This window comes from Clostridium sp. USBA 49 (assembly GCF_900167505.1).
Taxonomy (GTDB): domain Bacteria; phylum Bacillota; class Clostridia; order Clostridiales; family Clostridiaceae; genus Clostridium_AT; species Clostridium_AT prolinivorans.
In genome coordinates, this window is the sequence record NZ_FUYD01000013.1 from 1 (window position 1) to 14,175 (window position 14,175).

The 14,175-nt window shown below is 27.0% G+C and carries 12 protein-coding genes; 10 read left to right on the top strand and 2 right to left on the bottom strand.

Translation table 11 applies throughout. From position 1 onward, the window contains the following. The first annotated feature begins 22 nt into the window (after positions 1–22). Positions 23–1,030 carry a L,D-transpeptidase family protein gene (locus B5D11_RS10505; RefSeq protein ID WP_078682992.1) on the top strand — a complete coding sequence of 336 codons (1,008 nt, stop codon included), beginning with the start codon at positions 23–25 and terminating at the stop codon, positions 1,028–1,030. Positions 1,031–1,167: 137 nt separating this feature from the next. Here B5D11_RS10505 and B5D11_RS10510 read toward each other — a convergent pair whose 3' ends face one another. Further along, entirely contained in the window at positions 1,168–2,070 is a 903-nt protein-coding gene (locus B5D11_RS10510) for a glycyl-radical enzyme activating protein (RefSeq protein ID WP_078682993.1), read from the bottom strand. A gap of 369 nt (positions 2,071–2,439) precedes the next feature. Between B5D11_RS10510 and B5D11_RS10515 the strand changes: the two genes are divergently transcribed. The 7 genes from B5D11_RS10515 to larB all read left to right on the top strand — a co-directional run bounded on the left by B5D11_RS10515 (position 2,440) and on the right by larB (position 11,002). Beyond that, positions 2,440–3,192: a DeoR/GlpR family DNA-binding transcription regulator gene (locus B5D11_RS10515; RefSeq protein WP_078682994.1), complete on the top strand. Its 753-nt coding sequence runs from the start codon at positions 2,440–2,442 to the stop codon at positions 3,190–3,192. A 310-nt stretch (positions 3,193–3,502) separates the two neighbouring features. Continuing rightward, a complete protein-coding gene (locus B5D11_RS10520) occupies positions 3,503–5,908 on the top strand; it encodes a glycyl radical protein (RefSeq protein ID WP_078682995.1) in 2,406 nt (801 codons plus the stop codon). A gap of 46 nt (positions 5,909–5,954) precedes the next feature. Next, the gene (locus B5D11_RS10525; RefSeq protein ID WP_078682996.1) at positions 5,955–6,632 is read left to right on the top strand and encodes a fructose-6-phosphate aldolase; all 678 of its coding nucleotides are present in this window, start codon (positions 5,955–5,957) and stop codon (positions 6,630–6,632) included. A gap of 101 nt (positions 6,633–6,733) precedes the next feature. Continuing rightward, positions 6,734–7,801, top strand: a complete 1,068-nt coding sequence (locus B5D11_RS10530) for a mannose-1-phosphate guanylyltransferase (RefSeq protein ID WP_078682997.1) — start codon at positions 6,734–6,736, stop codon at positions 7,799–7,801. Positions 7,802–8,040: 239 nt separating this feature from the next. Continuing rightward, a complete protein-coding gene (locus tag B5D11_RS10535; RefSeq protein ID WP_078682998.1) occupies positions 8,041–8,934 on the top strand; it encodes a DMT family transporter in 894 nt (297 codons plus the stop codon). Beyond that, positions 8,931–10,223, top strand: a complete 1,293-nt coding sequence (gene larC, locus B5D11_RS10540) for a nickel pincer cofactor biosynthesis protein LarC (RefSeq protein ID WP_078682999.1) — start codon at positions 8,931–8,933, stop codon at positions 10,221–10,223. Before B5D11_RS10535 ends, larC begins: the two co-directional genes overlap by 4 nt. 32 nt (positions 10,224–10,255) lie before the next feature. Then, positions 10,256–11,002: a nickel pincer cofactor biosynthesis protein LarB gene (gene larB / locus B5D11_RS10545; RefSeq protein WP_078683000.1), complete on the top strand. Its 747-nt coding sequence runs from the start codon at positions 10,256–10,258 to the stop codon at positions 11,000–11,002. 39 nt (positions 11,003–11,041) lie between these two features. Here the strand turns inward: larB and B5D11_RS10550 are convergent, their stop codons facing one another. Further along, complete coding sequence (locus B5D11_RS10550; RefSeq protein WP_078683001.1) at positions 11,042–12,172, bottom strand: glycosyltransferase family 4 protein; 1,131 nt, start codon at positions 12,170–12,172, stop codon at positions 11,042–11,044. A 191-nt stretch (positions 12,173–12,363) separates the two neighbouring features. Here B5D11_RS10550 and B5D11_RS10555 point away from each other — a divergent pair, with 191 nt between their 5' ends. Beyond that, entirely contained in the window at positions 12,364–13,374 is a 1,011-nt protein-coding gene (locus tag B5D11_RS10555; RefSeq protein WP_078683002.1) for a CotS family spore coat protein, read from the top strand. 33 nt (positions 13,375–13,407) lie between these two features. After that, positions 13,408–14,172, top strand: coding sequence for a hypothetical protein (locus tag B5D11_RS10560; protein WP_078683003.1), 765 nt, complete (start codon positions 13,408–13,410; stop codon positions 14,170–14,172). Positions 14,173–14,175: the final 3 nt, after the last annotated feature.

Sequence of the window (14,175 nt, forward strand, 5' to 3'; positions counted from 1 at the left end):
AGATTTAAAGGGGTTGGGTTAATTGAAAAAACCTATGAAAAAAATTGTTTTTTTATTAGTTTTAACTTTACCTATATTGCTATTTGGGTGTAATAATATTAAGCCTGTTGATAGTAGTTCACCTACTAATACAGATATTAAAACTATAGAAGACAATAATTTAAAATTAAATGAAACAAAGTTTGAAGATAAAGTTCAAGTTAAAAATATAGATATAAAAGTTGAAGAAGTAAAAAAACAGATACAAACAGATACAAATAAAAAATCAAGCCAAAAGCAGACTCCATCAACAAAAGCTAAAGATAAATCTACTAATAATGAGGTTGATAGAGATAAAAACAAGCCAATAAATAATAAGTCAGCTATATCAAAAACTAAAGATAAACTTACTACTAATGAGGCTGTTATTGATAAAAACAAGCCAATAAATAATGAGCTATCTATATCAAAAACTAAAACTGCTACTAAAAGCAATTTAATAATTACTGTTGTAGGACAAGGGCCTAGGGCAAAAATAGAGGTTTTTGAAAAGAGTGGTGGTGTATGGGCAAAAGTAATGTCTACTACGGGATTTGTAGGTAAAAATGGTGTTACATATAGTAAAAAAGAAGGTGATGGAAAAACTCCAGCAGGTTCTTTTTCAATAACACAGGCTTTTGGAGTTAATGCTAATCCAGGCACATCACTAGCTTACAGAAAGGTTACAGATAATGATTTTTGGGTTGACGATGTTAATTCTAGCTTTTATAATTCATGGCAAGTTGGACCCGCTGATGGTAGATGGAATAGTGCAGAACATCTAATAAAATATCCAACTCAATATAAATATGGAGCTATAATAAATTATAATACTGATAGAGTTAAAGGTAAAGGTTCGGCAATTTTTTTACATTGTAGCACAGGCAGAGGAACAGCAGGATGTGTTTCAACAAGTGAATCTAATATGATAAAAATACTAAAGTTAATGAATCCAAATAAAAAAACACATATTATAATAGCACCTAGCGAAGATGCTTTATTGAAATATTGAAATGTATGCTTGTAGAATAATGTTAAAATAAAAAGAAGGGGATATATATCCCCTTCTTTTTAATCATACACATATAATTTCAATATGATCCTTTGTATATTTTTCATTTTATTAAAGAAAAATTTAGAAATGAATATTTAAAAATAACAATCAAATCCATTTTTTAGAAAGATATTTTTATAATCTATTAAATCTTCTTCATGAAGTTGCTGGATATTTTGAAAAGCATATTTTTTATTTAAAAGCTCATATTTTTTTTGCCCAAATTGATGAAATGGAAGAAGATTTACTTTTTTAGCGTTAACAGATTTAAGTAATTTACAAAATTCTTCGGCGTCTTTTAAACTGGAGTTTATATTTGGTATAACAGGTATACGAACAATAACCTCTTTTCCTGCATCTATAGCAATTTTTAAATTTTCAATAATTAAATCATTATAAACATTTGTATTTTTAAAGTGTTTTTCTCTGTCATAATGTTTCATGTCAAATAACAATAAATCAACATTTTCTATAAATTTTAAGAATATTTTACTTGGGGAATATCCAGTAGTTTCAACTGCTGTGTGTATGTTTTTTTCTTTTAAAGATTTCAAAAGCTCTGATGCAAATTCATGCTGCATTAATACTTCGCCTCCAGATAGAGTAACTCCACCGTTGGATTCTTCATAAAACACTTCATCTTTTAAAACTTCTTTTAAAACTTCAGAAACACTTAAAAATTCGCCTTCAACTGATAGAGCATTATTAGGGCAAGAATTTTTACAGCTAAGACAAGAAATACATTTATTATAATTAATTTCTATATGATTGTTGTTTAAATAGATAGCTTTTTTAGGACATACATTTACACAACAAAGACATTTTTCACACTTACTTTTATCACATACAATTTGTATTTTATTATATTGAGATTCTGGATTTGAACACCATAAACAGCTTAAAGGACAGCCTTTAAAAAATACAACAGTTCTAATACCAGGACCATCGTGTATACTATATCTTTGAATATTAAAAATACATGCCTTTATATCTTTCATATAATCATCTCCATATAGTACTATTTAATTTACTAATATATTTAAACCAGTTAATATTATACAATTCAACTTTATAGTTTAACAATAATGTCAAAACTGGAAGGGATATAAGGGATATTTAGTAAAGATAATAACTATAAATTGCTTTATAGTTTAATAATAACATCAAAATACTTAAATGTAAATTATAAATTACACTTGAAACTAAAAATAATTTCAAATAAATAAAAAGTCGTGAATTAAAAGTATATAAATAAAAATATAATACTTATTAGATGAATTTACTTTTATTCGAAATATAAATATTTTATTTTAGAAATAGTTTATGTTATAATTACCATTATACTTAAGAGATAGGAGGAAGTTACTATGATAGATAGGCATACAAAGCTTCTTGAAATTGTAAATAGAAATAAACGTATAGAAGTTAGTAGATTATCAGAGCTTTTAAATGTATCTCAAGTGACTATACGCAAAGATCTTGATATATTAGAAGAAAAAGGATTATTAAAACGTGAGCATGGATATGCTGTTATAAGTTCAAGTGATGATATTAGAAGCAGATTAGCTTTTAATTATGATATAAAACGAAAGATAGCACATTTGGCAAGTAAACTTGTTAGTGATGGAGAAACTGTTATGATAGAGTCGGGTTCATCTTGTGCTTTGCTTGCAGAAGAGCTTGCCTATAATAAAAAAGATGTAACCATAATTACTAATTCTATTTTTATTGCTAACTATATTAGAGAAGGAGGTGCAAAGATAGTATTACTTGGGGGAGACTATCAGACAGAATCTCAGGTTTCAGTAGGACCTCTTACAAAAAAATGTGTAAAGGATTTTTTTGTAGATAAATTATTTATTGGAATTGATGGTTATAGTCCTAAAATAGGCTTTACAGGTAAAAATTTAATGCGTGCAGAAACAGTTAAGTTTATGGCTGAAAGTGCTGAAAAAATTATAATATTAACTGATTCATCAAAGTTTTCAGAACGTGGGGTGGTATCTCAGTTTAAAGCTTGTGAGATAAGTTATTTATTTACAGACAGCAATATTCCAAAAGACATTTTAGAAAATTTAAAAAAAGAAAATGTGGATGTTAGAATGGTAAATATAGATTAATAAAAAATAAAATAAATTAGAAGTATAAATACACAGTTTATAATATTTACTAAAAGTAGTAGGTATTATAGTCTGTGTATTTTTTTATAATAATTTTACTAAGTCTATATAAATATTATAAAAATTTAATATTATAGTATGGTGTTTTTTATAATAATATTTTTATAAAATTTCAAAAGATAACTATTATAGTTTTGAATGAAATAAAATATTGACAAAGAATAATAAAGCTATATAATAAAATTATAAAAGAAAGATAAAAAATTTCAAATGAAAGCAAAATACTCATTACAATGAAAGGGGGATTATTATGAATCATTTTGGAGAATTAACAGAGAGAATGTGTAATTTTAGAGAAAAATTAATAAATTCAAAACCTATGGTATGTGTAGAGAGGGCAAAACTTGTTACAGAAAGTTATAAAGAACATGCAGACAAACCTATGATTTTACGTAGAGCATTATGTTTAGAAAATATATTGAAAAATATGAGTATATTTATTGAAGATGAAACAATGATTGCAGGAAATCAAGCTTCTTATAACCGTGCAGCACCTATTTTCCCGGAATATGCAATGGATTGGGTTATTGATGAACTTGATGAATTTGAAAAGCGTGATGGAGATGTATTTTATATTACTGAAGAAAATAAAAATATATTAAGAGAAATTGCACCATTTTGGGAGAAGAAAACTTTAAAAGATAGGGGGCTTGCGGGGATACCTTCAGAAAGTAGAGTTTTTTATGATTTAGGAATAATAAAAGCAGAAGGTAATATAACATCAGGGGACGGACATATAGCTGTAAATTACGAAAAAGTATTAAATTTTGGATTAATTAATTATAAAGAAAGAACAGAAAAGAAATTAAAAGAATTGGACATTTCTGATTATAGGAATTTAAATAAATTATATTTTTATAAAGCGGTTTTAATTGTATTAGATTCAGTAGTTAATTTTGCAAAACGTTATGCAGATTTAGCATTAAATTTATCTAAAAAAGAGTCAAACACATCTAGAAAAGAAGAATTATTAGAAATGTCAAGAATACTAAATAAAGTTCCCTATTATCCAGCAGAAACTTTTCATGAAGCAGTTCAATCCTTATGGATAATTCATCTTGTATTGCAAATTGAATCTAATGGACATTCAGTTTCATATGGAAGAATGGATCAATATTTAAATCCTTTTTATGAAAAAGATTTAAAATCAGGTAAAATAACTGAAAGTAAAGCTGTTGAATTATTAACAAATTTATGGCTTAAAACATTTACTATAAATAAAATAAGAAGTTGGTCTCATACTCGTTTTAGTGCAGGAAGTCCATTATATCAAAATGTTACAATTGGTGGACAGACAGTAGATAAAAAAGATGCAGTAAATCCATTAAGCTATTTAATTTTAAAAAGTGTTGCTCAGACAAAATTACCTCAGCCTAATTTAACAGTGCGTTATCATAAAGGATTATCAGATGATTTTATGAATGAATGTATTGAGGTTGTAAAGTTAGGATTTGGTATGCCTGCATTTAATAATGATGAAATTATAATTCCGTCATTTATAGAAAAAGGAGTATCAGAAGAAGATGCATATAATTATAGTGCAATTGGCTGTGTAGAAGTAGCAGTTCCAGGCAAATGGGGTTATAGATGTACAGGTATGAGTTTTTTAAATTTCCCCAAATCATTACTAATTGCATTAAATAATGGGATTGATCTTGAGTCAGGAATCAGGCTTTGCCAAGGGGTAGGACATTTTAAAGATATGACTTCATTTGATGAGGTTATGAAAGCATGGGATAAGACAATTAGAGAATTTACAAGGCACAGTGTAATAATTGACAGCTGTATAGATTTAGCTATAGAAGAAGTTACAGCAGATGTGTTATGTTCAGCTTTAACAGATGATTGCATTGAAAGAGGATTAAATTTAAAAGAAGGCGGAGCAGTGTATGATTTTATAAGTGGACTTCAAGTAGGCATTGCAAATCTTGGAGATTCTCTTTCTGCAATTAAAAAATGTGTATTTGAAGATAAAAGCATAACTCCAAAAGAGTTATGGGATGCTTTAGTTAATAATTTTGAAGGGGAAAAAGGTAAAAAAATTAGAGATATATTAATTAATGATGCACCTAAATACGGAAATGATGATGATTATGTAGATTTGTTATTAAAAGAGGCATATGAAATATATATTGATGAAATAAAAAAATACAAAAATACGAGATATGGAAGGGGACCAATTGGAGGCTGTTATTATGCAGGTACATCTTCTATTTCTGCTAATGTACCACAAGGGGCAGGAACTTTAGCAACTCCAGATGGAAGAAAAGCAGGAGAGCCTTTAGCAGAAGGTTGTTCACCTTCACATGCAATGGATAAAAAAGGACCTACAGCAGTATTTAAGTCAGTTTCAAAATTGCCAATACGTGATATTACAGGAGGGGTATTGTTAAATCAAAAGGTTACGCCTCAAATGTTATCAAAAGAAGAAAACAAAATGAAGTTAATTTTGTTAATAAGAACTTTTTTTAATCGCTTAAATGGATTTCATGTTCAATATAATGTAGTATCTAGAGAAATATTACTTGATGCTCAAAAAAATCCAGAAAAACATAAAGATTTAATAGTTAGAGTTGCAGGATATAGTGCATTTTTTAATGTATTATCTAAACAAACTCAAGATGATATAATTGAAAGAACAGAACAAGTTTTATAAGTAAAAAATATTTGTAGAAAATTTTAATAACAAGGAGAGATATAAAATGGAATATATGTTAGATACAGTAAATATTGAAATGATTAAGAAGTGTATTGAAATTTTCAATATTAAAGGTGTTACAAGCAATCCGAGCATAATAAAAAAGGAGGGAAAAATAGATTTTTTTAATCATTTTAGAAAAATACGCGAAATAATAGGGGAAGATAAAAGTATTCATGTTCAAGTTGTTGCACAAGATTGTGAAGGCATGATAAAAGAGGCAAAAGCAATTTTGGAAAATATTGATAATAAAGTGTTTATTAAAATACCAGTTAATGAAGAAGGATTAAAAGCAATTAAGATACTAAAATCACAAGGGGTATCAATAACTGCAACAGCAATTTACACAACAATTCAAGGATTATTGGCAATAGAAGCAGGGGCAGACTTTATAGCACCATATTTTAATCGCATGGAAAATATGAATATTAATCCACATGAAGTTATAAAAAATTGTGCTGATATAATTGAAAAATATAATTATCCAACAAAAATACTTGCGGCAAGTTTTAAAAATATAGGGCAGGTAAATGCTTCTTTTGCTGCAGGTGCACAAAGTGTAACAATTGCCCCTGAAATTTTAATAGATGCTTTAAAAATGCCAGCAATTTACAAAGCAGTTGATGATTTTAAAAATGATTGGGAAGCTGTATTTGGGAAAGTTTCTATTGCTGATTTGTAATATATAGGGTTAAGTATATTTTAATATAAGATTATTTATTTTTCACATATGCAAAGAAAAATTCATATTATAAACCAAAGCAATATTTGGAGTGAGTATTTTTGCTATACGCACTAATTTTAGCAGGAGGGAAAGGTATAAGGCTATATCCTTTATCCAGGGATAAAAGACCAAAACAGTTCTTAAAAATAATAAATGATAAAAGCTTTTTAAGAAATACAGTAGATAGAATAAAACCTCTTATAAATAAAGAGAATATTTATGTAGTTACAAATGAAGAATATTTAGATAAAATTCATGAAGAACTTCCTGAGATAAGTAAAGACAATATTTTTGTAGAACCAGCTAATAAAGAAACTGCAACATGTATAGGATTATCAGCAGTTAAGCTTTTAAAAAAGGACAAGGATGCTACAATGATAGTTCTTCCTTCAGACCATTATATAGAGGGAGAAAAAGTATTTATAGATACTTTAACTCAAGCTGTAGAAATAGCTGAAAGAAAAAGAGGTCTTATAACCATAGGGGTAACACCTACAAGGCCTGAAACAGGTTATGGATATATTGAAATGGGAGAAAGAACCATAGGAGATATTGCTACTTTTAAAGTTGAAAGATTTACTGAAAAACCTAATATTGAAGTAGCAAAAGATTTTTTGTTAAAAGGAACTTATCTTTGGAATAGTGGAATGTTTGTTTGGAGAGCAGATGTATTTTTAAGAGAAATGGAAAAGTATCTTCCTAAAATGTATAAAAATTTAATGACTATTTATCAGAGCATAGGAGAAGAAAATGAGAAAGAAATTATAGAAGAACAATATAATTTGATAGATGGTATATCAGTTGATTTTGGAATAATGCAAAAGACAAGAAAAGCTTATGTTGTAAAGTGTGAATTTGTATGGGATGATATTGGAAACTTTGCCTCTTTAGGAAGATTTTTGAATAATTACAGAGGTAATAATGTATTAGGGACAACTTTTATGGAACAAAGTGAAAATTGTTATGTGTTTGGTAACGAAAGACTTATTATAGGATTTGGTATTAAAGATCTGGTTATTGTTGATGCAGGAGATGTAGTTTTAATTATGGATAAAAACAAAGAGCAGGAAGTAAAACATCTAGTAAATGAAATCAAAAAAGAAGATTTTTTAAATAAATTTTTGTAAATATTAAAGCAGGTTATTTTATGTATCAGATTTTATTAAAATAGGGTAATGCAAAATTATTAAAAAATAGTTTCGCAATACCCTATTTTTTTATATTTATTAATAAAAACTATTAATAAATATTATTTTAGTATAAATTTTCATATAATTATGTTTATTGAAGTATTAAGATTTGATAAAATATATAAGTAGATAATAATTAATTTTTATGTATTTTAAAGCAATACAGGAGGGAAAATATGACAAAACAATTAAAAGCAGACTTAAGTTTAATATTAGTAACGGTAGTATGGGGTTCTAGCTTCCCAATTATGAGTATAGCACTAAAAAGTATTCCGCCGTATTCTTTTATAGCGTTAAGATATATTTTAGCTGCCATTATAATTGGAGTTATATCTATTAAAAAGTTAAAAAATTGCAATAAAAATATGGTAAAATCAGGTGTATTAATAGGATTGGCATTGGGTATTGGAAGCATACTTCAAGCAGTAGGGCTTGTTTACACAAGTTCAAGTAAATCTGGTTTTATAACTGGACTTAATGTAGTTATGGTTCCTTTATTTTTAGCTTTTTTATATAAGAAATTTCCAGATTTTAAAACTATTATAGGTATAGTCATATCTGTAATAGGTTTAGGATTAATGTCTATAAGTGGAGATTTAGGCTTAAATAAAGGAGATTTTTTAACTTTATTAAGTGCTGTATGTTTTGCAGTTCAAATAATATTAGTAGATAAATATACAGAAAATACAGATATTGCTATTTTGACTTTTATTGAACTTTTAACTGTAGGTATAATTTCTTTAGTACCAGCAGTTTTTGTTGATAGATTAAAAATGGATTTAAATACATTTTCTTTTGGTGCTATTTTATTTACTGCAATATTTTGTACTGTATTTGCCTATGGACTTCAAAATATAGCTCAAATGTATACTACACCTACTCATGCTGCAATAATATTTTTAGCAGAACCAGTTTTTAGTGCAATATTTTCAGTTTTTATTGGAGATAAATTAACAGGTAAAGCTTTATTAGGATGTCTTTTGATATTGTCAGGAATGATAGTAATAAATTTACAATTACCTCAAATAAGAGAAGAAAGAAAAGAGGAAAGAAAGGAAGAAATAGCATGAAAATATTATATTATGATTGTTTTTCTGGAATAAGCGGAGATATGAATTTGGGAGCTATGATAGATTTAGGAGTTGATAAAGATTATCTTATTAATGAGCTTTCAAAGCTTAATATTTCTGGATATGAAATAGAAGTAAGTAAAGATAATAGAAAAGGTATTACTGGTACAAAAGTAACTGTAAAATTAAATAATGAAGAGCATAATCATGAGCATGGAGAACATGAACATCACCATAATTTACATGAACATAATCATAATTTAAATAATAAAGAACATGAACATAATCATAAAGAAGGGGAACATCATCATAGAAATTTAAGCGATATAGAAACTATAATAGATAATAGTTCTCTAAGTGAAAAAGTTAAAAATTTAAGTAAGAAAATATTTCTAAAGGTTGCTGAGGCTGAAGCTAAGATACATGGCAAATCTTTAATGGAAGTTCATTTTCATGAAGTAGGAGCAGTAGATTCTATTGTTGATATTGTAGGGGCAGCTATATGTTTTGATTATTTAAATGTTGATAAAATTATGTCATCTAAGGTTGAGCTTGGAGGTGGCTTTGTTAAATGTGCTCATGGATTATTTCCTGTTCCTGCACCTGCAACAGCTGAAATATTAAAAGGAATACCTGTAAAGCTTGGAGCAGTACCTTTTGAAACTACAACACCTACAGGTGCGGCAATACTTAAAGTTGTTGTAGATGAATTTACAGATAAAAAGGATTTTAAAATAAATAAAGTTTCCTATGGAATAGGACATAGAGATACAGATATTCCAAATGTTTTAAGAGTATATTTAGGAGAAACTGAAGAAAAAATAAAAGATAAATTTAGTATTGATAAAAATAATAAAATTTATGAAGATGCTGTTATGATTGAATGTAATATAGATGATATGAATCCAGAGCTTTATGACTATGTTATGGAAAGATTATTTAATGAAGGTGCTATGGATGTATTTATGACACCAATAATTATGAAAAAAGGAAGGCCAGGAATTAAACTTAGTGTTTTGTGCGATGAAGATATAGAGGAAAAACTTATAGAAATTATATTAAAGGAAACTACTACTTTAGGTATAAGAAAATATAAAGTGAAAAAAACAATGCTTAAAAGAGAATTTAGCATAGTAAAAACTAAATATGGTGAAGTTAGAATAAAATCTTCTTTCTTTAATAATAAGAAGATAAAATCTAAAGCAGAATATGATGATTGTAAAAAAATTGCAATAGAAAATAATATATCTATAAATGAAGTTTATAATGAAGTTAACAAAGAAATATAAATATTTTAATATAAAAGGGTAGTGATACTAATATGGATGAAAAAGAGATAAAAGATTTACTTGAAAGCATAAAAAGCGGGAATTTAACCATAGAAGAAGGAGTAAAAAAACTTAAAGATTTTCCTTTTAAAGAACTTGGTTATGCAAAGATTGACAATCATAGAGAAGTAAGAGTAGGATACCCTGAAGTAATATATTGTGAAGGAAAAACTGTAGATCAAGTAAAAGGAATAGTTGAATTTATGCTTACTAAGAATAACAATATTTTAGGAACCAGAGCAAATGAAGAAATTTATAATGCAGTTAAAGAAATTTGCCCTGAAGCAGAATATAACAGACTTGGACGTACTATAACTATAAAAAAGAAAGAGTTAAAAATACCTGATACTTATATAGCTGTGGTAACTGCTGGAACTTCAGATATACCTGTAGCAGAGGAGGCAGCTGTAACTGCTGAAATACTTGGGAATAAAGTTGAAAGAATATTTGATGTAGGTGTTGCAGGAATACATAGACTTTTTAATAGATTAGATATTATTAGAGGGGCGAGAGTTGTAGTTGTAATAGCAGGAATGGAAGGAGCTCTTGCAAGTGTTGTAGGAGGATTGGTTGATAAACCTGTCATTGCTGTGCCTACAAGTGTAGGCTATGGAGCTAATTTTGGAGGGCTATCAGCACTTTTAACTATGCTTAACAGCTGTGCCAGTGGTATAAGTGTGGTAAATATAGATAATGGTTTTGGTGCTGGATATTTAGCAAGTATAATAAATAAATTGTAAAAATAAAATCAGAAGGTATTTTTGCCTTCTGATTTTACTTTATATATCATAATTTGTTTCATAAACTTTTTTATAAACTTCTAAGGTTTTTTCAGCAGTTTTAGACCATGAAAAATTTTGTGCTCTTTTAAGACCTCTTTTTCTATATTCATTTTGAAGACTTTCACTATTTAAAAGCGTTAAAATTGAACTTGAAAGTTCATTTTCGTTATAAGGATTAATAAGTATACCAGCATCTTTTACAACTTCTGGTATAGAAGTTAAATTAGAAGTTATAACTGGAGCACCACAGTTCATTGCTTCAAGAGGTGGAAGTCCAAAGCCTTCATAAAGTGAAGGATATACAAATACATCGCAGCCATTATACAAAATAGGAAGATGTTCTTCAGGAGCAAATCCTGTAAATATTATTTTAGATGCAAATTCTAAATTGCTTGAAAACTTATTTAAATATTCTCCTTGATCTTTTGTTGCTCCTACTATTACTAAATTATAGTCCTTATTTAAGTCTTTATATATCTTTTGAAAAGCTGTTATAAGAGATTTTACATTTTTTCTAGGACTAAAACCTCCTATATATAGTATAAAGGGTTTATTTATATTGTAATTTTTTGATAAAAAATCTTTGCACTTTTCTTTATCCATAGGTCTATACATATCTTCTGCTGCAAGAGGAGTGACGAAAATTTTATCTTTATCTATAGGAAAAAACTTTAATATGTCTTGTTTTGACCATTCAGAAACAGTTATTATAGCATGGCTTAACTCTATAGCTTTTGGCACTTCTTTTAGAAATTTAATAAGGTATCCTCTCCCTACAGTTTCAGGCATTATATAAGGTATTAAATCATGTATAGTAGTAATTTTTTTGCACTTTATATTTTCATTTATGCCTATTCCATTTTGAGGTACATGATATATATCTATATTGCTATTTTTTAAATTATTTGGAAAATAAACTTGTTCAAAAAATCTATGATGTTTTTTGGACGCCATAATAATGTCTGTATTTTTAGATTTAAATTCCTCATAATTTTCCCCAGACCAATATATATGATAATAATTTTCTATATCCATTTTTAATAAATATCTTAAAACTTTATCTGTATAAGTACCAATGCCAGTACCTCTATACCAATTGATACCTCGTGCATCAATTGCAATTCTCATCCAATCCTCTCCCTTAAATTGATAAAAGATAAGTTTAATTTAAAGAAAATAAGCCTATATATTATAAATATTAGAATTAATATAAAAATGTTCCACAATGTTTGATAATTAACTTGTTTATCTTTAATTATCACACACTCTATATTAAATTCATATAATGCAATTAGAGCAATATTTTTGGAGGAAGCTCCTTGGAATTAGAAGAAATTAAAAATTTAGTTGAGTGTAATTATGGATTAAAGATAATAGGCCTTGAAAAAATAAAAAATGTTTATAAAATTAAAACTCTTCATGGAGATTACTGTTTAAAAGTTATTAAATATAATTTTCCTCACTTTTATTTTATTTTAAGTGCAATAAAGCATCTCCAAAATAATGGATTTGATAAAGTACCTGAGATAATAAAAACATTAGATGGTTTAGATTATATAAGTTTTGAAGGTTGTAATGCTTACTTAACTAAATGGCTAAACGCAAGAGAATGTAACTATGACAATCCAATTGATGTTTCAAAAGCTGCAGTTAAGTTAGCACAGCTTCACAATAAAAGTGAAGGATTTAATGTAACAGAAGATATGAATCCAAGAGTATATTGGTATAAGTGGATAAATCATTTTGTTACAAGAAGGGAAGAAATATTAGATTTTAGAAATAGAATATTGAAAAAAGAAGAAAAAAGTGAGTTTGATAATTTATATCTTAAAGCTATGTCTAAAGAGATAGAAAGAGCAGATAAATCTATAAGAAATCTTATGAAAAGTGAGTATATTAAAAAAGTAGATAGTGAAATATTAAAGAAAGGTTTTTGCCATCATGATTATGCACATCATAATGTTTTAATTGAAGATAATGGTGATATTGATATTATAGATTTTGATTATTGTATATTAGATATAAATATACATGATTTAGCAAGTCTTTTACTAAGAAAACTAAAAAACGGCAAATGGAGTATAGATGATGCTATTTTTATAATGGACAATTATAGTAAAGAAAGAGTAATAGAGAAAAGAGATATAGAAATTATGGCTGCTTTTATGGAATTTCCACAAGATTACTGGCAGGTTGGAATTCAGTACTATTGGGAAAAACAGCCTTGGGGTGAAGATTTCTTTATTAAAAAATTAAAAAAGATATATGATGATAATGAAGAAAAACAAGATTTTGTTGATGAATTCAGGCTTATAAAATACGGAGTATAAAAATAAATATAAAAATATATAGAGGTGTTTTTGGTGGCTAGAGATGAATTGTTTGAGCCTTTTGCAGAATATCTTATGTCAAAAGATATAAATATAGTTAAAAATTTTAAAGATAAATATGTTTTACCAAATAATATTGATGAAAGTTTAATGTCAAATCAACTTATGCTTATAAATGAGTTTCAAAATAAAGCTATGGGATATAAAGGATATATTGGTAAAAGACTTAATAATAAAACCGGTAGTATAGTAGAACAATATAAAGTTTATATAAAAAGATTAAAAAGATACTTAAATAATATAAAAATGAATTCACCAGAGAATGATTTTGAAATAATGCTTTTAAAAGTTGGCAATGAATATATAAAAAGGGCAGAATATTGCATATCTGAAATTTTTAATTCTAGTTATATGGATATTATAAAAAGAAGTATGGATAGAACTGAAATTTGTATAGGTGATGCAGATTTTTCTAATTTAAGAAAAACTGATAAATTAGAAATAATAAATATAGATAAATGCAATTATAACAACATAGAAATAGATTGTTTTAATATTTTAAGTAAATACAAAAGAAAAGGAATTAAACTTGATTTTAAATATCTTGTAGATGATTTTTGTAAATATTCAAATCTTTCAAAAGAAAGTAATAGATTTATTTTAGCTTTGTTATCTTATCCTTATGAATTCATGAAATGTTTTAATAGATATAGAGAAAAAACAAAAGAATTAAGCGAAGAAGAATATGAAAATAAATTAAAAAAAGCAATTATTAAAGATGGAGAAGTTTTATTTTAGGAG